The organism is Streptomyces sp. NPDC042364 (genome assembly GCF_056437585.1).
This window is the reverse complement of record NZ_JBWKAJ010000015.1, coordinates 177,758-201,987: the sequence shown is the minus strand read 5'-3', so window position 1 is coordinate 201,987 and position 24,230 is coordinate 177,758. Positions and strand designations below refer to the sequence as shown.

Annotated in this window: 21 protein-coding genes and 5 tRNA genes; 16 read left to right on the top strand and 10 right to left on the bottom strand. The window is 72.5% G+C overall.

The genetic code is table 11. The features are described 5' to 3' along the window. Positions 1–161: 161 nt before the first annotated feature. Together AC067N_RS27430 and AC067N_RS27425 are read right to left on the bottom strand one after the other, a co-directional pair. Positions 162–902: a hypothetical protein gene (locus tag AC067N_RS27430; protein ID WP_478681542.1), complete on the bottom strand. Its 741-nt coding sequence runs from the start codon at positions 900–902 to the stop codon at positions 162–164. A 204-nt stretch (positions 903–1,106) separates the two neighbouring features. After that, on the bottom strand, positions 1,107–1,781 hold the full coding sequence (locus AC067N_RS27425; protein ID WP_055518690.1) for a lysophospholipid acyltransferase family protein: 675 nt from the start codon (positions 1,779–1,781) through the stop codon (positions 1,107–1,109). A gap of 331 nt (positions 1,782–2,112) precedes the next feature. Here AC067N_RS27425 and AC067N_RS27420 point away from each other — a divergent pair, with 331 nt between their 5' ends. The 3 genes from AC067N_RS27420 to AC067N_RS27410 all read left to right on the top strand — a co-directional run bounded on the left by AC067N_RS27420 (position 2,113) and on the right by AC067N_RS27410 (position 4,477). Further along, positions 2,113–3,306: a glycerophosphodiester phosphodiesterase gene (locus AC067N_RS27420; protein ID WP_478681541.1), complete on the top strand. Its 1,194-nt coding sequence runs from the start codon at positions 2,113–2,115 to the stop codon at positions 3,304–3,306. A gap of 121 nt (positions 3,307–3,427) precedes the next feature. Continuing rightward, positions 3,428–3,934: an RNA polymerase sigma factor gene (locus AC067N_RS27415; RefSeq protein WP_478681540.1), complete on the top strand. Its 507-nt coding sequence runs from the start codon at positions 3,428–3,430 to the stop codon at positions 3,932–3,934. Positions 3,935–3,979: 45 nt separating this feature from the next. Further along, positions 3,980–4,477, top strand: a complete 498-nt coding sequence (locus AC067N_RS27410) for a GNAT family N-acetyltransferase (protein ID WP_478681539.1) — start codon at positions 3,980–3,982, stop codon at positions 4,475–4,477. A 68-nt stretch (positions 4,478–4,545) separates the two neighbouring features. On the opposite strand, the gene AC067N_RS27405 is transcribed toward AC067N_RS27410, so the two are convergent. After that, the gene (locus AC067N_RS27405) at positions 4,546–5,025 is read right to left on the bottom strand and encodes a hypothetical protein (protein WP_478681538.1); all 480 of its coding nucleotides are present in this window, start codon (positions 5,023–5,025) and stop codon (positions 4,546–4,548) included. A 1-nt stretch (position 5,026) separates the two neighbouring features. Beyond that, entirely contained in the window at positions 5,027–5,386 is a 360-nt protein-coding gene (locus AC067N_RS27400) for a hypothetical protein (protein ID WP_478681537.1), read from the bottom strand. Positions 5,387–5,896: 510 nt separating this feature from the next. Here AC067N_RS27400 and AC067N_RS27395 point away from each other — a divergent pair. The 8 genes from AC067N_RS27395 (at position 5,897) to AC067N_RS27360 (ending at position 17,810) form a co-directional block, all read left to right on the top strand. Beyond that, on the top strand, positions 5,897–6,943 hold the full coding sequence (locus AC067N_RS27395) for a methionine ABC transporter ATP-binding protein (protein WP_478681536.1): 1,047 nt from the start codon (positions 5,897–5,899) through the stop codon (positions 6,941–6,943). An 11-nt stretch (positions 6,944–6,954) separates the two neighbouring features. Continuing rightward, positions 6,955–7,671: a methionine ABC transporter permease gene (locus AC067N_RS27390; RefSeq protein WP_478681549.1), complete on the top strand. Its 717-nt coding sequence runs from the start codon at positions 6,955–6,957 to the stop codon at positions 7,669–7,671. A gap of 83 nt (positions 7,672–7,754) precedes the next feature. Continuing rightward, positions 7,755–8,588 carry a MetQ/NlpA family ABC transporter substrate-binding protein gene (locus AC067N_RS27385; protein WP_478681535.1) on the top strand — a complete coding sequence of 278 codons (834 nt, stop codon included), beginning with the start codon at positions 7,755–7,757 and terminating at the stop codon, positions 8,586–8,588. A 158-nt stretch (positions 8,589–8,746) separates the two neighbouring features. Continuing rightward, positions 8,747–9,385: a GNAT family N-acetyltransferase gene (locus AC067N_RS27380; RefSeq protein WP_478681534.1), complete on the top strand. Its 639-nt coding sequence runs from the start codon at positions 8,747–8,749 to the stop codon at positions 9,383–9,385. Between the two features lie 124 nt (positions 9,386–9,509). Further along, entirely contained in the window at positions 9,510–10,718 is a 1,209-nt protein-coding gene (cbiE, locus tag AC067N_RS27375; RefSeq protein ID WP_478681533.1) for a precorrin-6y C5,15-methyltransferase (decarboxylating) subunit CbiE, read from the top strand. Between the two features lie 346 nt (positions 10,719–11,064). Beyond that, on the top strand, positions 11,065–15,459 hold the full coding sequence (cobT, locus tag AC067N_RS27370; RefSeq protein WP_478681532.1) for a nicotinate-nucleotide--dimethylbenzimidazole phosphoribosyltransferase: 4,395 nt from the start codon (positions 11,065–11,067) through the stop codon (positions 15,457–15,459). Positions 15,460–15,694: 235 nt separating this feature from the next. Further along, a complete protein-coding gene (cobA, locus tag AC067N_RS27365; protein WP_478681531.1) occupies positions 15,695–16,927 on the top strand; it encodes a uroporphyrinogen-III C-methyltransferase in 1,233 nt (410 codons plus the stop codon). Between the two features lie 64 nt (positions 16,928–16,991). Continuing rightward, positions 16,992–17,810, top strand: a complete 819-nt coding sequence (locus AC067N_RS27360; RefSeq protein WP_478681530.1) for a TrmH family RNA methyltransferase — start codon at positions 16,992–16,994, stop codon at positions 17,808–17,810. A gap of 144 nt (positions 17,811–17,954) precedes the next feature. Here AC067N_RS27360 and AC067N_RS27355 read toward each other — a convergent pair whose 3' ends face one another. Continuing rightward, complete coding sequence (locus tag AC067N_RS27355; RefSeq protein ID WP_478681548.1) at positions 17,955–19,259, bottom strand: serine/threonine-protein kinase; 1,305 nt, start codon at positions 19,257–19,259, stop codon at positions 17,955–17,957. A 639-nt stretch (positions 19,260–19,898) separates the two neighbouring features. On the opposite strand from AC067N_RS27355, the gene AC067N_RS27350 reads away from it, so the two are divergent. The 3 genes from AC067N_RS27350 (at position 19,899) to AC067N_RS27340 (ending at position 21,666) form a co-directional block, all read left to right on the top strand. Then, positions 19,899–20,099, top strand: a complete 201-nt coding sequence (locus AC067N_RS27350; protein ID WP_478681529.1) for a hypothetical protein — start codon at positions 19,899–19,901, stop codon at positions 20,097–20,099. A gap of 254 nt (positions 20,100–20,353) precedes the next feature. After that, complete coding sequence (locus AC067N_RS27345) at positions 20,354–21,292, top strand: phosphotransferase family protein (protein WP_478681528.1); 939 nt, start codon at positions 20,354–20,356, stop codon at positions 21,290–21,292. Positions 21,293–21,378: 86 nt separating this feature from the next. Beyond that, on the top strand, positions 21,379–21,666 hold the full coding sequence (locus tag AC067N_RS27340) for a TFIIB-type zinc ribbon-containing protein (protein ID WP_478681547.1): 288 nt from the start codon (positions 21,379–21,381) through the stop codon (positions 21,664–21,666). Positions 21,667–21,721: 55 nt separating this feature from the next. On the opposite strand, the gene AC067N_RS27335 is transcribed toward AC067N_RS27340, so the two are convergent. The 5 genes from AC067N_RS27335 to AC067N_RS27315 form a co-directional block, all read right to left on the bottom strand. Next, a tRNA-Val gene (locus AC067N_RS27335) sits at positions 21,722–21,796 on the bottom strand. A gap of 35 nt (positions 21,797–21,831) precedes the next feature. After that, positions 21,832–21,903: transfer RNA gene (locus tag AC067N_RS27330), tRNA-Val, on the bottom strand. A gap of 19 nt (positions 21,904–21,922) precedes the next feature. Continuing rightward, a tRNA-Val gene (locus tag AC067N_RS27325) sits at positions 21,923–21,994 on the bottom strand. A 1-nt stretch (position 21,995) separates the two neighbouring features. Beyond that, positions 21,996–22,069, bottom strand: a tRNA-Cys gene (locus AC067N_RS27320). Positions 22,070–22,107: 38 nt separating this feature from the next. Continuing rightward, positions 22,108–22,180 (bottom strand) — tRNA-Gly (locus AC067N_RS27315). A gap of 156 nt (positions 22,181–22,336) precedes the next feature. Between AC067N_RS27315 and AC067N_RS27310 the strand changes: the two genes are divergently transcribed. Both AC067N_RS27310 and AC067N_RS27305 read left to right on the top strand, forming a co-directional pair. Continuing rightward, entirely contained in the window at positions 22,337–23,380 is a 1,044-nt protein-coding gene (locus AC067N_RS27310) for a chorismate-binding protein (protein ID WP_478681527.1), read from the top strand. Further along, a complete protein-coding gene (locus AC067N_RS27305) occupies positions 23,377–24,198 on the top strand; it encodes an aminotransferase class IV (RefSeq protein WP_478681526.1) in 822 nt (273 codons plus the stop codon). Before AC067N_RS27310 ends, AC067N_RS27305 begins: the two co-directional genes overlap by 4 nt. The last annotated feature ends 32 nt before the right edge of the window (positions 24,199–24,230 follow it).

Here is a 24,230-nt window from a genome sequence, read left to right as displayed (position 1 = left end):
GGGGGGGGTGTGGGGGGGGGGGGCGCGGGGCTCCAAACATTGTGGGGGGGCGGCGCGCCCCCCCCCCCCCCCGGGGGGGGGGGGGCCCCCCCCGGGGGGGCGGGGGGGGGGGGGGGGCCCCCCCCCCCCGCCCCGGCGCACGGCACCGCGAGACTCGCCCTCTATCGTCGCGGTCGCATCAGGTCGAGGTCCGCACCCCAGGCGTCCAGCACGCCGCCGTGCCCGGCTGCTCGCGCCGCCGTCTCGACCCGGGCGAAGAGCTGCCGTTGCAGGGCCACGTCGCCGGTCGCCGACACGCGGTCCACGGCACGGAGCAGCGCGGCGGTGTCCCAGCCCGGCAGCGGGTGCCGGGCGAGCTCCCACTCCAGGTACTTGTTGTACGGGCGGGGGCGACGGTCGAGAGCGAAGAGCAGCTCCAACAGGAACCGCACGCTGTCGGCGGCGTCGAGACGCGCGGCCGGCGCCCGGCCGTCCCGGTCGTTCTTGACGGAGCGGTAGAGGGAGTTGGCGTAGGCGTCGAGCCAGTCTCCGGAGGCCCGGAACGCCTCGTCGGCGTCCAGCCGGGCCTTGTCGGCGAGGATCCGGGCGATGCCTCCGTCGAGGCGATCGAGCACGATCCGGGCTCGGGCCAGGGCGTAGCGCTCGAAGCCGGGCATACCGGCTGCCCGGAACTCGGTGAGGGAGACGACGACGAGGTCCAGCCCGGCGGAGCGATGGCCCGCGAACCCGGCGAGACCGGTCGTGGCGTCGTCGGCGACGACCACGTACAGGTCGTGGTCGGAGTGCTCGGTGCTCATGCCGTCGTGAGCCCGGGAGCCCTTGAGGACGAGGCCGACGACGGCCGGATCGGCGGTGGCGAGCCGGACGAACGCGTCATAGGTGAGAGTCTGCTGCGCGGTCATGGTGCGGATCTCCGGAGGTGTGACGACGGGGATGCCTGCGGGACGACCCCTGTCAGGGAGCCGCCCCTGCCGTCTGCGGCTGCGCAGGGCTGCCGCCCGGATGATCAACGCACACCGGGACCCTATCGCCCGCCAGGGCGTCGGGCCGGGCTTTTTCGGCGACGCCCCGGAATTTCCGGCGCCCCCGTCACGTGGCCCGTGGAGCTACGCCGCTTCCTTCGCCTTGGACGCGTACATGTCCACGTACTCCTGCCCGGAGAGCCGCATGACCTCGGTCATCACCGAGTCGGTCACCGCACGCAGCACATACCGGTCCCGGTCCATCCCCTCGTACCGGGAGAACTCCATCGCCTCACCGAACCGCACCGTCACCCGGTGCGGCCGGGGCAGACCCGCACCCCCCGGCTGGATCTTGTCCGTGCCGATCATGGCGAACGGTACGACCGGCGCGCCCGTCATCAGGGTCAGCCGGGCGATACCCGTACGCCCCCGGTACAGCCGCCCGTCGGGTGACCGCGTGCCCTCGGGGTAGATGCCGAACACCTTGCCCTCGTCGAGGATGCGCCGCCCGGTCATCAGGGCGGCGACACCGCCGCGTCCGCCGTCGCGGTCGACGGGGATCATGCCGACGCCGGTGAAGAACCAGGCCATCAGCCGCCCCTTGAGGCCCTTGCCGGTGACGTACTCGTCCTTGCCGATGAAGCAGACCTGCCGGTCGCAGACCAGCGGCAGGATCATCGAGTCGATGAAGGTCAGATGGTTGCCGGCGAGGATCACCGGCCCGTCCCCCGGAATGTGCTCCGCGCCCTCCACCCGGGGGCGGAACATCAGGCGCATGATCGGTCCGAGCACTGCCTTGATGAGCACGAAGCGGGACAACGGGCCCTCCCATGTCAAGCGTTCCGGAACAAGTCTGTGCAGGTGAGGACGATACTCCCGCCTCCGGGGCCGGCGCACATCGGGTTCACCGAGTGGATACGCACTGTTGACATACCTTTACCTGCGGTATCGCCCTGATGGCGGGTGATGGCCCACGGGGAACATGTGACGCACATCGCGCCACGCGTCCGACACTCCGTCAGTTTCCGCCACCCGCATGACACGAGGCATCACCCGTGTGTTCGGTCCCAGGTCTCCCGGCGGTCACCTCACGGCACCTACGATCAACCCGGTTTGACAGGTGCAGGGCACAGCGGTGGGAGGAGCCGACATGGGGACGCTGGAGTCGCGTCAGTCGCAGGACCCGGACGAGAAGAGGCGGGGAACGGGCAGGCGGGCGCTGCTCGGGGCGGCGGTGCTCGGCGCGGGCGGAGCCGCCCTCGGGCTGCCGGCCACGGCGAGAGCGGAGGAGGCGAAGGCGGCCGGCGCGTCGTCGCACGGCGGCTACCGGAGCCTCCCGGTGCCGACGGTCATCGCGCACCGGGGGGCCAGCGGCTACCGCCCGGAGCACACCCTCGGCTCGTACCAGCTGGCCCTCGACATGGGCGCACACGTCATCGAGCAGGACCTCGTGCCCACCAAGGACGGCCACCTGGTGTGCCGTCACGAGAACGACATCACCGGCACGACCGACGTGGCGTCCCACCCGGAGTTCGCCGACCGGAAGACCACGAAGGTCGTCGACGGCGTCTCCTACACCGGCTGGTTCACCGAGGACTTCACCCTCGCCGAGCTGAAGACCCTGCGCGCCAAGGAGCGCATCCCGGGCACCCGGCAGGAGAACACGCTCTACGACGGCCGCTGGCAGGTCCCCACCTTCGAAGAGGTGCTGCGCTGGGCCGACAGGGAAGGCAGGAAGCGCGGCAGGCGGATCTGGCTGCACGTCGAGACCAAGCACCCCACCTACTTCCGCAAGCTGGGCCTCGGCCTGGAGGAGCCGCTCGCCAGGCTGCTGCGCAAGTACGACCGCCACCGGAAGAACTCGCCGGTCTTCCTGCAGTCGTTCGAGCCGAGCAGCATCCAGCGCCTGAACCGCCTGGTGGACAGCCCCCTCGTCGTCCTGCTGTCCGGCGCCGCCACCCGCCCCTGGGACTTCGTCGAGTCCGGTGACCCGCGCACCGTAGCCGATCTGGTCAAGCCCGAGGGCCTCGCCTGGATCGCCTCCTACGCCAACGGCATCGGCCCCACCCTCGACCTGATCATCCCGCGCGACTCCGGCGGCCGGCTCACCACGCCCACCACCCTCGTCGCGGACGCGCACGCCGAGGGGCTGATCCTGCACCCCTACACGATGCGCAACGAGAACAGCTTCCTGCCCGCCGACTTCCGCAGGGGCACCGACGCCAACGCCTACGGCGACGCCTTCGGGGCGTTCAAGGTGTACTTCGAGACCGGCATCGACGGCATCTTCACCGACAACCCGGACACGGGCCTGCTGGCCCACGCGGACTTCGCCGGCGACTGACCGAGGCCCCCCGCGCCTCCGGCCGAGGTCCGCGCGTCAACGCATCCACGGCATGCCCCGGTTGGGGTGACGCCCCGCCGCCCCGGCAACCCGCCGCCGGGGCGGCGGCGTCCCGGCGCATATGACACCCGACATGTTCACCGCGCTCCGGCCCCTGCTCGTCGCGGAGGTGTCGGCCGAGGCGTACGCGGCCGGCGCCGAGGCGGGAGACCTGGAGCAGGCGGTCTGGCTGCGTCTGCTGGAACGGCTCGACGCCGACGGTCCGCCCAGCGATCCCGAGAGCTGGCTGCGCAGCGCCGTCCGCTTCGAGGCCCGCCTCCGCCGCCGTACGGCCAGGGTCGAGCAGCCGTATGGGGCCGACCCCGTCGACGTCCACGCGCCCGGTCCCGAACAGCAGGCACTCGCCGCCGCCCGTCGGCGCGCCCTGTACGCCGCCGTCCGCCGGCTTCCCGGCCGCTGCCCGCGCCTGCTCGCGGCCCTGCTGTCACCACGGGACCTCACCTATCGCGAGATCGCGGGGGAGTTGGGTATCTCACAGGGCAGTCTCGGTCCGGAACGTTCCAGATGCCTGGGATGTCTGCGGCGATTGCTGGCGGCGGAGGTTGCGGCGCGCGAACCGCGGGGATAGGAGTGAGGGACAACAGGTGAGCAGGTGAGCGGGAGGCGTGCACACATGGGCATGAGCGTGACCATCTCGGTGGCGACCGGGCAGGACGCCGAGCAGATCTTCAGGCTGCAGTACCTGTGCTTCCAGAGCGAGGCGGCGCTGTACGGCAACTACCGCATCGATCCGCTCGTCCAGACCCTCGACTCGGTCCGCGAGGAGGTGGCCTCGGACTGTGTGTTCGTGGCCCGCCTCGGTGAAGAGGTGGTCGGCTCCGTACGCGGTGCCCTCGACGAGGACGGCGCCGCCTCCATCGGCAAACTCTGCGTCCACCCCCGCCTCCAGGGCCACGGCATCGGCGCGCGCCTGCTCCGCGCGGCCGAGTCGGCCCTCGCCGAGGAGCGCGGCGCCACCAGGTTCCGCCTCAGCGCCGGCCATCGCAGCGAGGGCAACCTCCGGCTGTACCGCCGGGTGGGCTACGAGACGGTCGGCACCAGCCAGGGGCGCGACGGGGTACCGATGGTGATCCTGGAGAAGCCGGCCCAGGCGTACGTGGCGACGGCCTGACGGGCGCCCCCGAAGGCTCGGGGAACCGCGCGACCGGCCGCAGACGGCCCTCGGCCGCCTGAGGGACCTCAGGCGGCGTTCCCCTGCCGCGCGCTCTTGCGCAACCAGTACATCGCGGTGATCGGCAGGATCACCGGAATGAACAGATAGCCGATCCCGTAGTCCGACCACACCGTCTTGTCCGGGAACGCCGACGGCTCGACCAGCGTCCAGGTCCCCACGACCAGCACGCCCGCCAGCTCGACCGCGCAGCACACCCGCGCCGCCTTCCGGGCGAACTCCCCGCCCCGCACCAGCGAGTACGTGATGAACCCGTACACGACGCCCGCGACCGCGGAGAGCGAGTAGGCGAGCGGCGCGTGCTCGAACTCGGTGGAGATCTGGACGACGGACCGCGAGACCGCGCCGACGACCATCACGCCGTAGAGCCAGACGAGCAGCATCCCGGGCCCGCCGATGAGGCGGGTCCGCTTCATCTCCCGCGGCTTGTCGTTCTGCTCGCGCGGGCCGGCGTTCTTGTCGCGCGGCTTGTCGTCCGTGGCCGTCACCTCATCCTCCCCAGATGTCGTAGAGCCGTACCTGCAGCACCGCGAGCACCACACCGCCGGCCGCGACGGTCACGCTGCCCCACCGGGTGCGCTCGGCCAGGGACATGAACCCCGCCACCGGGACGCAGGTGAACGACCCGAGCAGATAGGAGACGAAGATCGTGGTCCCCTGCTCCGGCTTCTCACCGCGCGCCAGCAGCACGATCCCGACCACCAGCTGCACCAGGGTCAGCACCGTCACCACGGCCATCCCGATGAAGTGCCAGTCCTTGGTCGGCTGGTCCCGGTACGCGGCCCAGCCGCACCACGCGGCGAGCAGAAGCGCGGCGACGGCGGTCGCCACCGTCAGGGCAACAAGCATGCCGCGACCCTATTACGGCGCATAACCCCCGCCGCTCCCGGCCCCGGGCGAGCGAACTCCCGGGCGGCAGGCCGTGGCCTTGAACACAGTGCGAGGTGCCCGAAACGTGGACGCCACCTCTGTGAGCTGCTGATCTCCGCGATGTCCATGTCCGCTATATGGACAGCCCGCTCATACCCGCCGTATACGTCTGCTTTACTGATCTCATGACCACGACGAGCTGCCGCACCCTTGCGACCGAGGCGACCATGACGCCCGGTGCTCGTTGTATGTGTCGAATGTGCGCCTTCTAGAGGGCCCCCGCACCACCTCCTGAGCTCGCGCCCCGAAGCGAGACGCCCCGGCACGTCCGTACGCCGCAGCGCGACGGACCCCCGCCGCCCGCGCACATGTTTCTCCCCGGTACCCACCGGTTCCATCGCCACCGCGAGAACCGTGTCGCGTTTCTGACCGCATGCACCCATGCCCGGGCACACCCACGCCCGCGCACCCGACAGTGACGGAAACCCAGTGATCACCACATCGGGCCTCACCAAGGTCTACCGCGGCCGCGGCCGCGAGGTCACCGCCCTCGACGGCGTCGATCTGCACGTACGCGAGGGCGAGGTGTACGGCGTGATCGGCCAGTCCGGCGCCGGCAAGTCCTCGCTGATCCGCTGCGTCAACCTCCTCGAACGACCCACCTCCGGCACCGTCACGGTCGCCGGTCAGGACCTCACCGCCCTGGCCGGGCGGGGCCCCCGCGCGGGCCGGGAGCTGCGCCGGGCACGCAGCCGTATCGGCATGGTCTTCCAGCACTTCAACCTGCTGTCCACGCGCACGGTCCAGGACAACGTCGAGCTGCCGCTGGAGATCCTCGGCACATCAGGCAAGGAGCGCTCCCGCAAGGCCCTGGACCTGCTCGACCTCGTCGGCCTCGCCGACAAGGCCGGCGCCTACCCGGCCCAGCTCTCCGGCGGTCAGAAGCAGCGCGTCGGCATCGCCCGCGCGCTGGCCGGCGACCCGAAGGTGCTCCTCTCCGACGAGGCCACCAGCGCCCTCGACCCGGAGACCACCCGCTCGATCCTGACGCTGCTGCGCGACCTGAACCGGCAGCTGGGCCTGACCGTCCTGCTCATCACGCACGAGATGGACGTCGTCAAGTCGATCTGCGACTCGGCCGCCCTCATGGAGAAGGGCCGCATCGTCGAGTCCGGCACCGTCGGCGAACTGCTCGCGACCCCCGGCTCCGAACTGGCCTCCGCGCTCTTCCCGGTCACCGGTGAGCCGTCCGGCGACGACCGCACCGTGCTCGACGTCACCTTCCAGGGCGAGGCGGCCACCCAGCCGGTCATCTCGCAGCTGTCCCGCACCTACAACATCGACATCTCGATCCTCGGCGCCGCCATCGACACCGTCGGCGGCCTCCAGATCGGCCGGATGCGCATCGAACTGCCCGGCCGCTACGAGGACAACGTCGTCCCCATCGGCTTCCTGCGCGAGCAGGGCCTGCAGATCGACGTGCTCGGCCGTACGGCGGGCCAGGAGACCGTTCTCGCGAAGGAAGGTGCCAAGTGAACCGGACCGAAATGCGGCCCCTGCTGGAGCAGGCGTGTTGGGACACCCTCCACATGGTCGGCTGGTCCACGCTGATCGCGGTCGTCGGCGGACTGCCGCTCGGCCTGCTGCTCGTCCTCACCGAGCGCGGCGGTCTCCTGCAGAACGTCCTCGCCAACAAGGTCATCGGGCAGGTCGTGAACATCGCCCGCTCGATGCCCTTCATCATCCTCATGGTCGCGCTGATGGGCTTCACCCGGTGGCTCACCGGCTCGACCATCGGCCGTGAGGCGGCGATCGTGCCGCTCGCCATCGGCGCCATCCCGTTCTTCGCGCGCCTGGTCGAGACGGCCGTCCGCGAAGTGGACCACGGGCTCGTCGAAGCCGTGCAGGCCATGGGCGGCAACACCTGGACCGTGGTCCGCAAGGTCCTCGTCCCCGAGGCGCTGCCTTCGCTGATCTCGTCCGCCACCACCACGGTCGTCGCCCTCATCGGCTACTCCGCCATGGCCGGCACCGTGGGCGCGGGCGGCCTCGGCGACATCGCCATCCGGTACGGCTACCAGCGCTTCGAGACCGAGCTGATGTGGATCACCGTGGCGGTCCTCGCTGTCGTCATCTCCGTCATCCAGTTCGCCGGCGACTACGCGGCCCGTGCCCTGCACCGCCGCGGCGGCCGCTCGGGAGCCGCCCCGAGGCTCCGGCTGCTGAGGGCCGGGGCCGCCACCCCCGAGGTCACCAAGGCCTAGCCTCCCGCACCTCTTCCGAAACCCGCAGACTTCCCGTCCCACCCAAGACGGGACAGCTCCACCCAAAAGGAAAGGCACTTTTCGTGCGTAACACCGCCAAGTTCACCACCGCCGTCCTCGCCGCCGGAGCCCTCACCCTCGGGCTCACCGCCTGCGGCTCCGGCGAGGCCGACACCGCGTCCGGCGCCGGCGCCCCCCTGGTCGTCGCCGCCAGCCCCACCCCGCACGCCGAGATCCTCACCTTCGTCAAGGACAACCTGGCGAAGAAGGCCGGCCTGGAGCTGGAGGTCAAGGAGTTCACCGACTACGTCCTGCCGAACACGGCCACCGAGGACGGCTCCGTGGACGCCAACTACTTCCAGAACCAGCCCTACCTCGACGACTTCAACAAGAAGCAGGGCACCCACATCGTGCCCGTCGTCACCGTGCACCTGGAGCCGCTCGGCCTCTACTCCGACAAGGTCAAGAGCAAGGACGACCTGAAGACCGGCGCCACCGTCGCGGTCCCGAACGACACGGTCAACGAGGCGCGCGCCCTCAAGCTCCTCGACGCCGCCGGGATCATCAAGCTCAAGGACGGCGCGGACAACGCCGCCACCCCCGCCGACATCGCGGAGAACCCGAAGAAGCTCAAGTTCAAGGAGCTGGAGGCGGCCCAGACCCCGCGTTCCCTGGAGGACGTCGACGCGGCCGTCATCAACGGCAACTACGCCCTCGAGGCCGACCTGTCGCCCGCCGACGACGCCCTCGCCGTCGAGCCCGCCAAGGACAACCCGAACGGCAACTTCCTCGCCGTGAAGGAGGGCAACGAGGACGACCCGCGGGTCAGGAAGCTCGCGAAGCTCCTCACCTCCCCCGAGGTGAAGAAGTTCATCGAGGACAAGTGGAGCAACGGCTCGGTCATCCCGTCCTTCTGACCTTCCCGCCGAATCCGCGGCACGTATACGGCGTATCGCCACGCATGGGGTCCGCTCCCTCACGGGGAGTGGGCCCCGCGGTGGGATTCGGCGCTTTCATGCTGCATGCTGGGCAGTTCAGCAGCCCCCCAAGGTTTTCGAAGGTTACGGAGCGGCGCATGACGAGCACCTTTCCCGACATCTCCATCAGCACGGAGCGGTTGGTTCTGCGCCCGTTCGACGAGGACGACGTCCAGGCGCTCACGGATATGATGAACGACGAGCAGGTGATGGCCTGGACCGACGTCCCACAGCCCTTCACCGAGGCCGGCGCCCGCACCTGGATCACCGAGTACGCGCCCACCGAACGCACCTCGGGCCGCGGCCTCGACCTCGCCGTCACCGAGTTCCTCACCCAGCGTCTGGTCGGCGTCATCCAGCTGACCAGGACCAACTGGCACGTCCGGTCCACCGAACTGTCGTACGTCGTCGCCCCCTGGGCGCGCGGTGAGGGCTACGCCTCCGAAGCGGCCCTCGCCACCGCCCAATGGCTGTTCCGCGAGCAGAAGTTCGAACGGATCGAGCTGCGCACCGCCGCCGACAACACCGCCTCCCAGCAGGTCGCGCAGAAGATCGGCTGTATCAGCGAGGGCGTCCTGCGCAACGCCTGCATAGCGCGCGCCCGCACCCCCGAGGACGGCTGGACCGAGGTGCGGACCGACTACATCGTGTGGAGCCTCCTGCCGGAGGACATCGAAGGCGTCAGTGAGGAACTGGCCGACAGCGGTGGTTTCGGCGCGTACTCGAACTGGAACTGAACGACCCACGGGCACCCACGGCCGCCGCCCGGCCGCCGGACCCCGCCTCGTCACCGGGTAGTCTCACGGGACCCCCTGCGGGCTTCCCTGACGAGCTGCGAAAACCCTCTGGAGACTGACGACGATGGCCGACCGGGTCACGGTGATCGGCTGGGACGGCTCCCCCCTGACCGCCGCGGCGCGCTCCGCCCTCGCCGCCGCCACGCTCGTCGCCGGCGCCGCCCACCATCTGGCCCTGCCCGAAGTGCCCCCGGCCGCCGAACGCATCAGGCTCGGCAGCGTCGCCCTCGCCGCCCGCCGCATCGCGGCCCACCGCGGCACCGCCGTGGTCCTCGCCGACGGCGATCCCGGCTTCTTCGGAGTCGTCCGCACGCTTCGTGCGCCCGAGTTCGGCCTCGAGGTCGAGGTCGTCCCCGGTGTCTCCTCCGTGGCCGCCGCCTTCGCCCGAGCCGGGATGCCCTGGGACGACGCGCAGGTGGTCGTCGCGCACCGCCGGACGCTCCGGCGCGCGGTGAACGTGTGCCGCGCCCACACCAAGGTCGCCGTGCTCACCTCACCCGGTGCCGGACCCGCCGAACTCGGCCTGCTCCTCGAAGGAGTTCACCGCACCTTCGTGATCTGCGAGGAACTCGGCACCGAACGCGAACGCGTCACCGTCGTCACCTCCGACAAGGCCGCCGACCACACCTGGCGCGACCCCAACGTCGTCATCGTCATCGGTCCTACGGGCACGACCGAGGACGGCGGCTGGATCACCGGCAGCGACCCGGGTGCCGGCCCACGCGCCTGGTCCCTGCCCGCCGACGCCTACGGCGGTGCCCTGGGTGAGGGGGAGGGGGAGCTGCTGCGCTCGGCCCAACTGGCCCTCCTCGGGCCGCGCGTGGGCGACCTCGTCTGGGACATCGGCTCCGGCAGCGGTGCCTTCGCCACCGAGGCGGCCCGCCGGGGCGCCGCCGTCATCGCCGTCGACCGCGACCCCGAGGCCTGCGGCCGTACGGCTCTCGCCGCCCGCCGCTTCGGCGTGCAGATCCAAGTGGTCCACGGCAGCGCTCCGCACATCCTGGAGAACCTGCCCGAACCCGACGTCGTACGCGTCGGCGGCGGGGGAGCGGCGGTGGTCTCCGCCGTCGCCGACCGGCGTCCCCGGCGCATCGTCACCCATGCCCTCACCCGCCCCGCCGCCGAACGCGTCGGACGCGACCTGACCGAACACGGGTACGACGTTCGATGTGAGTTCGTGCAGTCCGTCGAACTCGACACCAGGGCCTGGACGGAGCGGGAACGGAGCGTCGCGTTCCTGCTCAGCGGGACTTTGCCCGATCGTTCCCAGTGATCCGGTTGTCGTACCGGCGCGGTAGGCTGGCCGACTGTCGTACCGCACTCCGGCACCCGATACTTCGTCGGTCAATGTCCGGAAAGCGCGCCCGTTTTGAGGGCGTGTGTGGTACGGCGGAACCGGAGGACGCGCAACGTGGCGCAGTCCACAGCGGACCGTCGCCGATCAAGCTGTCGCGACGGGGGGACGACCGCGACAATGGCCATCGAATGGCTATGTCGACTTGCAGGCGGGTCGTCACGTGCCGCTGGGCACGCGCGCTCGTTCTCCAGATGTGGAATGGTCGGTGCGCCGTTCCGGGCCAGCTGGCATAGAGGCACTAACCGATGGGCGAGGGGTACGCATGACCGACACCGGCCAGGTCCCGGGCGAGGGGCAGCCGGAGAGCGCAGGCATGGTGGAACAGCCGGGCGTCGCCGCCCCGGGCGCATACACCTACCTCTCCGAGACCCCCGTCGAGGACGACGAGCTGCTGCTGCCGGGTGCCCAGGGCGCATGGGGCAACGAAGTGCCCCCACCCGCCCCCGAACCCGTCGTCCAGGTCGTCCACGAGCCCGGCCCGCACGAGACGTCCGGCCGGGACAGCGGCTCGATCGACCTCGGAGCCGTACGCCACCCCGTCGCCACTGCGGTCCCGCAGCCGCCGGTGGCCCGCCGACCGCTGCACCTCGGCCCGCCCACTCCGGACGCCTCCGCCAGCCCGGTCCGCTCCCTCGCCGACCGCGGCCCCGCCGGAGCCCCCGTCCCTCCCGGGGCCGTACGCCAGTCCGGCCCGGCCACCACCGGGCCCGAGTACCTGGACGTGCCCCCGCAGGGCGTGGCACCGTGGGGCACCCCTGCGTCCGCGGCCGTGCCGGACCAGGCCGCGTCCGCCACCCCGGGTCCGGCCGCGGAAACGGTCGTTCCGCAGGAGGCGGCCGTCGTCGCCGAGGCGCCGCAGGTGATGGAGTCCGCGCAGGTCACGGACGCGGCGCAGGACGCCGAAGCCCTCCACGACGCCCAGGACGCCGCCTACGCCCAGGCCCAGGAGGCCGCGGCCGCCCAGTTCTCCACCGGCCAGGTGCACGTCGCGGACGCCGTCGCGCAGATCGCGGAAGCCGTCGCCCCGGCCGCCGCCCCGCAGCCGGCCGAGGCACCGCCCGCCCCTGAGTCCCCCGGAAACCCGCCCGTCGCCGAGTCCGCAGAGTCCGCCGAGTCCGATGAGCCGCGGCCTGTCGCCGGGGGCCCGGAGGCCCCCGAGACCCAGCTCGTCGCCGAGCCGCGGCCTGTCGCCGAGGCCGTCGAGGCCCAGCCGGTGGCCGAGGCACAGCTCGCTGCGGAGGAGGCGCCCGCCGCCGAGGCGCAGCCGGTCGTGGAGCCCGTCGCCGAGGCGCAGCCGGTCGTGGAGCCCGTCGCCGAGGCCGCGCAGAGCCCCGAACCCGCGGCGACGGCACCCGAGGCGCAGGCACCGGAGGAGGTCGCGCCCGTCGCCCCGGACGCCTCCGGGCCGTCCGCCGCCGGCACTCCCACCACGTCGGCCCTGGACGCCCTGGTCGCCCGGGACGCCCTGGTTCCGGACGCCACGCCGTTCCCGCCCGCCGCGCAGGGCCCGGAGCCGGTTCAGGCGCAGGTACCCGCCGACGCCCAGGAGGCCTCCCCGGTCCCGCAGCAGCCCGAGGGAACCCCCCAGTCCGCCGACGCTCCGGCCCCGCCGCAGGCCGCGGCCGGAGCCACGGCACCGGATGCCGCGTCGGGCGACGCCGCCGAGCAGGCCGTCGTCCCCGACCCGCAGGCGGCGCCCGCCGCCCCCGAGGAGGAGGCAGCCCCCACGGCTCCTGCGGACGAGCGGCCCGCCCCCGCCGCGGAGGACCAGCAAGCTGCGGCTGACGCGCCGGTCGAGCAGACCGCCGACGAGCCCCGGTTCGCCGAGGAGGCACAGCTCCCGGACGCGCCGGACCAGGAGCCCGCGCAGCCGGCGGAGCCGCGGTCGGCCGATACCCCGGCGCCCCAGGAGCCGCAGTCGGCCGACGCGCCGGCAGCCCAGACCCAGCCGGCCGAGCCCTCGGCGGCCGAGCCCGCACAGCCCGAGCCGCAGGAGCCCGCTGCCGAGGAGCCCGCTGCCGAGAAGGCGGGGACGCCGGAGCCCGAGCAGCCGCAGCCCCCGGTCCCGGGCCCCCAGGCCACCGAGCCGGTCGCCCCGGCCGCCGACACCGCCGCTCAGGCACCCCAGGTCACCGTGGCCGCCCCCCAGCCCTCGGAGGCCGCGGACGAGGTCGTGGAGGCGCAGGAGGCGGACGAGGCCGTGGAGGCGCACGAGGCCGGAGAAGCCGCAGCTGCCGCCCCCACCGCCGAGGAGGCTCCCGTCGAGCAGGTCGAGCAGGTCGAGCAGGTCGAGCAGGCCGAGCAGGGCGAGCAGGCCGAGCAGGTCACCGACGAGGCTGCCGCGCAGTCGGCCGGGCCGGTGGCCCCAGAGGCCGCTCCCGCCGAGGCCCCCGCGACCGCGACGGGCTCCCAGGCCGACGTGCCCCAGGGCGCGGCCCTCCAGCCCCCGGCGGGATCCGCCGAGGACACTTCGCACGAGGACGAGACCCCGGAGCCCGCGGCCGACCAGCCGAAGGGCGAGTCCGTGCCGGTGGAGGGCACGGAGACCGTCACTCCGCACCCGGCACCGAACCCGGCCGAGGACATGGCCGTGCCGGCACCGCCCGCCGGGTCGGCGCCCGCCCCCGCGCAGGCGCCCGGCGAGACCGCCGACGAGGCACCGGAGCAGGAGCCGACGGCGGAGCCCGCCGTCATGGTTCCCGCTCCCCGCGACTCCGAGGCCGAGACGACCGTCGTACCGCAGCCCGTCGCCGCCGCGGCCGGGGCGCAGCCCGACGTCGTCCAGAACGCGGAGGACCTGGACACCAGGGCCGCCGACCAGGAGGACGGCGAGGAGGCCGAGGCAGTGGAAGCAGCCGACGGGAGCGTGGCCGCGGTGGACGAGGCGTCCGAAGGCGCGCGCGAAGAGGCGCGGCAGCCCGCCGGCCCGGCCGCGCCGCCCTACGACGACGCCGAGCGCGAGGCCGTCCTCAAGGTCATGCGCGAGCGCCGCGACATCCGCAACGGCTTCCGCGGCGACCCCATCCCGCACGACGTCCTGCTCCGCGTCCTGGAGGCCGCCCACACGGCACCCTCGGTCGGCCATTCCCAGCCCTGGGACTTCGTCGTCATCCGCTCCGCCGAGACCCGCCGGACCATGCACGAACTGGCGCAGCGTCAGCGGGAGGCGTACGCCAAGTCGCTGCCCAAGGGCCGGGCGAAGCAGTTCAAGGAACTGAAGATCGAGGCCATCCTCGACACCCCGGTGAACATCGTGGTCACCGCCGACCCGACACGGGGCGGCCGTCACACCCTGGGCCGCCACACCCAGCCGCAGATGGCCCCCTACTCCTCGGCCCTCGCCGTCGAGAACCTGTGGCTCGCGGCCCGCGCCGAGGGCCTCGGCGTCGGCTGGGTCAGCTTCTTCGACGAGCGCGAGATGGTCCGCGCCCTCGGCCTGCCCGAGCACCTGGAGGTCGTGGCATACCTGTGCGTCGGGTACGTCGACGAGTTCCCGGAGGAGCCCGAGCTGATGCAGGCGGGCTGGGCCAAGCGCCGCCCGCTGTCCTGGGTCGTCCACGAGGAGACGTACGGCCGCCGCGCCCTGCCGGGGGCCGAGCCGCACGACCTGCTCGCCGAGACCGTCGCCGGGATCCGCCCGCTGGACGCCAAGGCGCTCGGCGAGGCCTGGGAGCGGCAGAAGCGCATGACCAAGCCGGCCGGCGCGCTCGGCATGCTGGAGATCATCTCCGCCCAGCTGTCCGGCCTGTCCCGCCAGTGCCCGCCGCCCATCCCGGAGCCCGCGGCCGTCGCGATCTTCGCCGGGGACCACGGCGTCCACGCCCAGGGCGTCACCCCCTGGCCGCAGGAGGTGACGGGCCAGATGGTCGCCAACTTCCTCGGCGGGGGAGCGGTCTGCAACGCCTTCGCCAACCAGGTCGGCGCCGAGGTCTGCGTCGTGGACGTGGGCGTGGCGAGCGACCTCCCGGCGACCCCGGGCCTGCTGCCGCGCAAGGTCCGTGCCGGTACGTCCGACATGACCACCGGTCCCGCGATGACCCGCGAGGAGGCCAAGCAGGCCATCGAGGTCGGCATCGAGACGGCCCGCGACCTGGTCGCCGCCGGGAACAAGGCCCTGCTGACGGGCGAGATGGGCATCGCCAACACCACGGCGTCCGCCGCCCTCATCTCCGTCTTCACCGGCGCCGACCCCGCCGAGGTCACCGGCCGGGGCACCGGCATCAACGACGAGACCCTCGCCCGGAAGACCGAGGTCGTCCGCCGGGCCATCGAACTCCACCAGCCGGACCCGGCCGACCCCATCGGCGTCCTGGCCGCGATCGGCGGCTTCGAGCACGCCGCGATCGTCGGCCTCCTCCTCGGCGGTGCCTCTCTCCGTACGCCGGTGATCCTCGACGGTGTCAGCGCAGGCGCCGCCGCCCTGGTCGCCCGCGCCATCGCTCCGGAGGTCCTCGCCGCGTGCATCGCGGGTCACCGCAGCGCCGAACCCGGCCATGTGGCGGCCCTGAAGAAGCTCGGTCTCCGTCCGCTGGTCGACCTCGACCTCCGTCTGGGCGAGGGCACCGGCGCCCTCCTGGCCCTCCCGGTCGTCCAGAGCGCGGCGCGGGCGATGCACGAGGTGGCGACCTTCGACTCGGCGGGGGTCACCGAGAAGTAGGGGAGTGGGTGCGGGTGCCTCCGTACCCACAGCCCAGGTGGCGCCCGCCGGGCGGCACACCCGGGACCCGGGCGGCGGAGGCCCGCGGCCCGGGGCAGGGGCGGGCGCGGGGAGACAAATCCCACCCCACCCCCGCCGCCCCCTCCCACGCACCTTAAAATCCGCACGTCAGGGGCCGCTCCAAAGCCGCAGGGGCTCCGTCTCGCACTGCCGCCGCAAGAGGAGCCGCACCCTCATGGCCGAACACCCCGCCTACCCTGTGGGCCTCCGCCTCACCGGCCGCAAGGTCGTCGTCCTCGGCGGCGGCCAGGTGGCCCAGCGCCGTCTGCCCGCACTGGTCGCCGCAGGCGCCGACATCGTCCTCGTCTCCCCGGCGGCAACCCCCTCGGTGGAGGCCATGGCCGACGCCGGTGAACTGACCTGGGAAAGGCGGCCCTACGCGGAGGGCGACCTCGCCGACGCCTGGTACGCCCTCATCGCCACCAGCGACACCGAGGCGAACACCAGGGCCTCGGCCGAGGCGGAGCGGCACCGCGTGTGGTGCGTCCGCTCGGACGACGCAGACGCGGCCACCGCCTGGACCCCGGCCACCGGAACCAGCGAGGGCGTCACGATCGCCGTCCTCACCAGCGACGCCAAGGGCCGCGACCCCCGCCACACCGCCGCCATCCGCGACGCCGTGGTCGAGGGGCTCCGCGACGGCACCTTGGTCGCCCCGCACCACCGCACCCGTACCCCGGGAGTCGCCCTGGTCGGCGGCGGCCCCGGCGACCCGGACCTGATCACGGTGCGGGGCCGCCGCCTCCTGGCCGAGGCCGACGTGGTCATCACCGATCACCTCGGCCCGCGCGACCTGCTCGCGGAACTGTCGCAGGGCGTCGAGGTGATCGACGCGGCAAAGCTGCCGTACGGCCGGTTCATGGCCCAGGAGGCCATCAACAACGCGCTGATCGAGCACGCCCGGCAGGGCAAGTCGGTCGTCCGTCTCAAGGGCGGCGACCCCTTCGTCTACGGCCGCGGCATGGAGGAGGTCCAGGCCCTGGCCGAAGCGGGCATCCCCTGCACCGTCGTGCCCGGCATCTCCAGTTCGATCTCGGTCCCGGGCGCCGCCGGTATCCCCGTCACCCACCGGGGTGTGGCCCATGAGTTCACCGTGGTCAGCGGTCACGTCGCCCCCGACGACGAGCGCTCCCTGGTCGACTGGCCGGCCCTGGCCCGGCTGAACGGCACGCTGGTGATCCTCATGGGCGTCGGCACGATCGGCAAGGTCGCCGAGACGCTCATCGCCCACGGCAAGTCCCCGGACACTCCCGTCGCCCTGGTCCAGGAAGGCACCACGGCCGCCCAGCGCCGGGTCGACGCCACGCTGGCGACGGCCGCCGAGACGGTCGTCGCCCAGGAGATCAAGCCTCCGGCGGTCATCGTCATCGGCGAGGTCGTGACCGTGGGCCCGAACCCCTCCAAGTAACCGCGGGTAACCCAACCCGTACCGAGCCGTTGGCACCACACCCAGGACAAGGCAGTATCACCCTGTGGCCGAACTCATCACCGTCGAGGATCCCGCCGACCCGCGCCTGCGTGACTACACGGGCCTGACCGACGTCGAACTGCGCCGCAGACGCGAACCCGCAGAGGGCCTGTTCATCGCCGAGGGCGAGAAGGTCATCCGCCGGGCCAAGGACGCCGGGTACGAGATGCGCTCGATGCTGCTCTCCGCCAAGTGGGTCGACGTCATGCGCGACGTCATCGACGAGCTCCCGGCCCCCGTCTACGCGGTCAGCCCGGAGCTCGCCGAACAGGTCACCGGCTACCACGTGCACCGTGGTGCCCTCGCCTCCATGCAGCGCCGACCACTGCCGACGGCGGTCGACCTGCTGCGCACCGCCCGCCGGGTCGTGATCATGGAGTCGGTCAACGACCACACCAACATCGGCGCCATCTTCCGGTCGGCCGCCGCCCTCGGCATGGACGCGGTCCTGCTCTCCCCGGACTGCGCCGACCCGCTCTACCGCCGCAGCGTCAAGGTCTCCATGGGTGCCGTCTTCTCCGTGCCGTACGCCCGACTGGACGCCTGGCCCAAGGGCCTCGAAGCCGTACGCGACGCCGGCTTCACCCTCCTCGCCCTCACCCCGGACGAGAAGGCGAAGTCCCTGGACGAGGCCGCGCCGCACAAGATGGACCGCGTCGCCCTGATGCTCGGCGCCGAGGGCGACGGCCTGTCCACCAAGGCACTGATGGCCGCCGACGAATGGGTGCGCATCCCCATGGCGCACGGCGTCGACTCCCTCAACGTGGGCGCGGCGGCGGCAGTGGCGTTCTACGCGGTGGCGACGGGACGACCCCAGGCGTGAGGTCCGGGGCCCCGCCCCGCCAGGGTCGCGGGTCGCGGCATGTGCGGGCCCGGCCGAGTGGCTGCGACGAATAGCAGGAAGCCTCCGGTGCACGAAGCAGCCCCCGCCCCGTACCCTGTCCGTTTCCCTCAGTCAGTGCGACCGTCAGCCGCCGTCCTGCTCCAGCACCGCCCGCTCGTGCCGCACACCGTCCACGCCGAGGCCGCGCGCAGGACCCTGGCATCCCTGAGCCGCCGCGATGCCGAGCGCCGCAAGCAGCGTCACCACCACGAACACGACGAGCCGCTGCCGCAGCAGCCGCGGATTGGCGGGCCTCCGCCCCGTCCCGGTGGTACGCGGCCCCGTGCGTCCGACGCCACTGCGCGGGGCGGGCCGCTTCCCGGAGCCGGTGGTGCCGCGGCCCGACGCGGACCGCCCACCGGGCCGGGAGCCACCGCCCGTCCGGGAACTCCCGCCGGTTCGTGAGCCACCCCCGGTGCGGGGCAGCGGAGTCCCCGGCTGTGTCGCACGGGTCTCCGGCGGCTGGCGCAGCGTGCGCTGCTCGCCGTACTGCTCGGCGAGCCGCCCCGAGGGCCGGTCCGGGTCGGTGCGCGGCGCAGGCGGCCGGACGTCCGCCAGTCCCTGCGCCTCACGGGCCGCGATCTCCTTGAGCCGCAACGACAGTTGAAGCGTGCTCGGCCTTTCCTCCGGATCCTTCGCCAGGCAGGCCCGGACGAGCGGAGCCAGCGCGTCCGGCACCCCGCGCAGCTGCGGCTCCTCGTGCACGACCCGGTACAGCATGACCTCCGAACTGCCGTGCCCGAAGGGGGAGTCGGAGGTCGCCGCATAGGCGAGGGTGGCACCGAGGGAGAAGACATCGGTGGCCGGCGTGACGGCCGCCCCCCGCACCTGCTCGGGTGCGAGGAACCCGGGGGATCCCACGGCCGTACCGACGTGGGTCAGCGTCGAGGCGCCGGTCGCCCACGCGATTCCGAAGTCGATGATCCGCGGCCCCTTCGGGGACAGCAGGATGTTGGACGGCTTCAGGTCCCGGTGGACGACACCGGCCTCGTGGACCGCCACCAGTCCCTCGGAGAGGGCGGCACCGACCGCGGCCACCTCGGCGGCCGAGAGCGGCCCCTCCTCGTTGACCTTGTCGTGCAGCGAGGGCCCCGGTACGTACTGGGTGGCGAACCAGGGCCGCTCCGCCTCCAGGTCGGCGGCCACCAGCCGGGCCGTGCACCCGCCCCTGATCCGCCGCGCGGCCGACACCTCGCGCGCGAACCGCGACCGGAACTCCTGATCCTCCGCCAGGTCCGGCCGGATGACCTTCAACGCGACTCGCTGTCCACGACGGTCGGAGCCGAGGTAGACAACGCCCATCCCGCCCGCGCCGAGCCGTCTGTGGATCCTGAACGAGCCGACGACGCGCGGGTCCTCGCGCCTCAGGCGCATCATCGCCATGTTCATCCCCGCTGCCCGTTCCGTCTGACGAGCCACAGCTTACGTTTACACGGCCGGGCGTGCGCAGAGGCCGCGCCCTCGCGACCCGATCGATTGTCGGGGCCGAACGCGAGACATGAAAGCCGGTCAGGGAACAAGAGTTCGGGTAGGCGTTGACCTCCCGCTGATCCCAACCTGCCGATCGGCGAAGGGGGTTGGTGAACCGGGGGAGGGGAACGCGGAGGGGGCTGAGGCTGTTGAGAACATGACATGCGGAGGTGTCGTGATCGTCGGCGGAGCCGGCCGCCGGGCGGCGTCGGCAACAGGCCGAAACGTCGTGGAAGTGAGCGAAGTCACCCTCCCCCGTGGCGGCTCCCGCGCGCATGGGGCGGGCCCCGACAGAAGGGACACTCCAGGCATCTTCCGGTCGTCCCCTCCGGGAAGACCCCGAGACCTAGGACCTCGTCTCCACCCTGGGGAGTACGCCGCAGGTCATCGCTCATCCTCCGGGAGGCCCGCCAATCGGTACGAGGGCATGACGACCCAAGTCGGCCGCGCGCCTAGATTTGAGGTCAAGCGGCGGGTGCAGCACTCGTCCCCCGAGGTCAGGCACCCGCCGCTGCCAAGGACTGGAACCACGGACGAGATCGGTCAGGAGGAGGGATCATGGCCCACACGGCACCGCGGACGGCGCTCCGCACGCGAGAGCGCGGGGTGTTCGCCGCCGAACGCCGGGCGGGCCGCCGCCACCCCTTGGTGGCGACCGCGATGGTCCTCCCCCTTGCGGCCCTGCTCGTCTACGCCTTCGGCGGCTGGGAGGCAGTGGTCACACAAGCGTCGTCCGTGGGTGTGATGCTGGGGCGCTGAGCGGCGACCCCAGGCCCGGAAGAGCGGTCCGGGTGGGGACATCCATCCATGAAACCCCGTGGGGACGGGGGTGCGGCGGACGGCAAATAGACGCCCGCGCAGCTGGGGAGCTGCGCGGGCGTTGTCTTTCGTCACGCCGGCCCCGGCGGGCGGCCCGGCCGCCGCCGGCCGTCCTGGCGGCGGACGGTCGTGCCGCCGGCACCCGACTGCGTAGGCTCTCCGCCAGCGCGCCGCACCTTCCGCAGGGGGAGCCCATGACCTTCGCCGACGTCCTACCCGCCCTCAGGGCCAGGGTGCGCAGCGCGGCTCACCCCCAGGCATCCCCGTGCTCCCACCCGGACACCGTCCTCGCGGAACGCGAGGACGGCACGGTCGTCCGCCACGCGGACACGGTCGCCAAGGCCCACGCCGCCGACACGGACCCCGCCCTCCTGGCCCTCCGCCTGGCCGTCGCCGCCGCCCACCCCGATGTCCTCCTGGCCCCCCTCCGCCCCACCGCCTCCTCACTCCACGGCCGTCTGATCACGTTCTGGCCGTACGGCACGCCGGTCGACCCGGAGACCCCCGAGGACGCCCCGTGGGAGGAGGCGGCCACGCTCCTCGCCCGTCTCCACCGACGCCGTCCGTCCCCGGGTCTCCCGCCCATGCGCGGCCCCGTGAAGGCGGCACGAGCGGTCGCGCGCCTCACCGGGACCGCGCCGGACCATCCGGCCGCACCCTCCGTGCTCCGCGCCTGGCGCGCTCTCCCCGCCTGGGCCAGGGGCGAGGGCCCCATGCCGGACACGACCACCCTCTGCCACGGCGACCTGCATCTCGGGCAGCTGGTCCGCCACCCGGCGGGCACCGGTCCCTGGCGCCTGATAGACGTCGACGACCTCGGGGCCGGCGTCCCCGCCTGGGATCTGGCCCGCCCGGCCGCCTGGTACGCCTGTGGTCTCCTCCCGCCCGACGTGTGGACCCGTTTCCTCGCCGCCTACCAGCGGGCGGACGGCCCCGCGGTCCCCGCCGGCGCCGACCCCTGGCCCGTACTGGACGTACCGGCCCGCGCACTCACCGTGCAGACGGCCGCGCTGGCCGTCGCCAAGTCCACGGCGGCCGGCCGCCCCCTCGATGACGTACAGGGAGCCGTTATCGACGCATGTGACCGAATGGGTACCATCCCGCCGGAGTTGGCGAACGTTTTCCCGAAGTAGGGTGCAACCGACCACCGCCGGACAGTGTCTGTCCTGGCGTAACGCGAAGCAGCACCAACGGCGAGGAGTTGAGCCGAACCATGCACATGCAGTGTCCGAAGTGCCATGCGCCGATGCACACCTACAACCGCAACGGCGTCCAGATCGAGCAGTGCAGCGGCTGCCGCGGGATCTTTCTCGACTACGGCGAGCTGGAGGCCCTGACCCGCCTGGAGTCCCAGTGGGGCGGCGGCCCGGCCGTTCCGCCTCCCCCGGCCGCCCCTCAGTACCCGGCCGGCGGCCACCACTCCGCGCCCGCCTGGGGCGCCCCGCACGGAGGCCACCACGGCGGCCACCACAACCGCGGCTTCGGTCACATGCTGTTCTCCAGCTGACCCTTCCTTCCACGCAGAAGCCCCCGACCGTACGAGACGGCCGGGGGCTTCGAGATGGTGGACGATACTGGGATTGAACCAGTGACCTCTTCCGTGTCAGGGAAGCGCTCTCCCGCTGAGCTAATCGTCCTCGGGGCGTGATCCGAAGATCACGGACATGCTGCGTGCGCGATACTGGGATTGAACCAGTGACCTCTTCCGTGTCAGGGAAGCGCTCTCCCGCTGAGCTAATCGCGCGGGGGATCCGGAGATCCAGTGGACGATACTGGGATTGAACCAGTGACCTCTTCCGTGTCAGGGAAGCGCTCTCCCGCTGAGCTAATCGTCCTTGGAGGTGGAGACGGGATTTGAACCCGTGTAGACGGCTTTGCAGGCCGTTGCCTCGCCTCTCGGCCACTCCACCAGGAGTGAGGGGTTCGGGAAGATCCCCTTGTTCCTTCGAGCGGACGACGAGGCTCGAACTCGCGACCTCAACCTTGGCAAGGTTGCGCTCTACCAACTGAGCTACGTCCGCTTGTCGTTTCGGTCCGCTCTCGCGTCCCGGCGACGAGTTGAACTCTAGCGGATTCCGGGGCCAGCACAAAAACGCGTTTGTGCAGCGTGCTGCGGTGCGTCCACTCCGCCACCCGGCCGGGGCCGCCCGCGGGGTACCCGTCCTAGACTCGACTGCGTGTCCGACCTGCCTCCTCTCGCCCGCTTCGGCAACCTTGTCGCCACCGGTCTCGCCGATGTGACCAGCGATCCCGCCGCCCTGGACTCGTCCGGTTTCTGGGCCGTCCGCGCCGATTTCGAGGGCGGCGTGGTGTGCGCCCGCTTCCGTGACGTACGGCACGAACCGGTCCCGCCGCCGGTGCCGGGGCAGTGGCGCGGTCCGGCCGTCGACGACTGGAAGTCGTCGCTCGACCGCGCCGCGTACACGGCGGGCGTACGCCGCATCCGGGAGCACATAGCCGCCGGCGAGGTCTACCAGGCGAACCTCTGCCGGGTGCTGTCCGCGCCCGTCGCGCCGGACGCCGACGTGGACGCGCTGACCGCGCTGCTGGCCCGCGGCAACCCCGCACCGTTTGCCGGAACGATTCGCCTGCCGGGGTACGGCGTGGAGATAGCCACCGCGTCCCCCGAGCTCTTCCTGCGGGTGGACGGCCGGATCGTCGAGTCCGGCCCGATCAAGGGCACCGGCCGGACCGAGGCGGACCTCCTGGAGAAGGACTATGCCGAGAACGTGATGATCGTCGACCTGGTGCGCAACGACATCGGGCGGGTCTGCGCCACCGGCTCCGTGACCGTGCCCGACCTGTGTGTGGTGGAGAAGCACCCGGGGCTCGTCCACCTGGTCTCGACCGTGCGGGGCGAACTGGGCGAGGACGCGGGCTGGCCGGAGCTGCTCGCCGCGGCCTTCCCGCCGGGCTCCGTCACCGGAGCGCCGAAGTCCAGCGCCCTGCGGATCATCGACGCCCTGGAGACGGCACCGCGCGGCCCGTACTGCGGAGGCATCGGCTGGGTCGACGCCGACCGGGGCACCGCGGAGCTGGCCGTCGGCATCCGCACCTTCTGGATCGACCGGCAGGCGGGCGAGCTGCGGTTCGGCACCGGGGCGGGCATCACCTGGGGGTCGGACCCCGAGGCGGAGTGGCGGGAGACCGAGCTGAAGGCCGCCCGGCTGCTCGCGGTAGCGTCGGGAACGTACGAGGCTAGTGGGAGGACCCTTACGTGAAGATCTGGCTCGACGGCGGACTGCAGGACATCGACTCCGCCCGTGTCTCCGTCCTCGACCACGGGCTGACCGTGGGCGACGGCGTCTTCGAGACCGCCAAGACGGTCGACGGACGGCCGTTCGCGCTCACCCGCCATCTCGACCGGCTCGCCCGCTCGGCGCGCGGCCTCGGGCTGCCCGAGCCCGACCTGGACGAGGTACGCCGCGCCTGCTCCGCCGTCCTCGACGCCAACCCGATGCCGCTCGGCCGGCTGCGCATCACCTACACCGGCGGTGTCTCCCCGCTCGGCTCCGACCGCGGCGACCTGGGCCCCACCCTCGTCGTCGCCCTCGGCGAGACCGCCCGGCGCGCCGACTCCACCGCCGTGATCACCGTCCCGTGGACCCGCAACGAGCGCGGCGCCCTCACCGGCCTGAAGACCACCTCGTACGCGGAGAACGTCGTCGCCCTCGCCCGCGCCCACGAACAGGGCGCGAGCGAGGCCCTGTTCGCCAACACGGTCGGCCGGCTGTGCGAGGGCACGGGCTCCAACGTCTTCGTCGTCCTCGACGGCGAGATACACACCCCGCCGGTCGCCTCCGGCTGCCTCGCGGGCATCACCCGCGCCCTCGTCGTCGAATGGACCGGCGCCCGCGAGACCGACCTGCCGCTGGACGTCCTGGAGAGCGCCGACGAGGTCTTCCTGACGTCGAGCCTGCGGGACGTGCAGGCCGTGCACCGTGTCGACACCCGGGAACTGCCCGGCGCGTCCGGCCCGGTCGCGGCCAAGGCCATGCGGATCTTCGACGAGCGGTCCGGGAACGACCTCGATCCGTAGACGCCGCCGATATTCGGCGGACATGGGGCGGT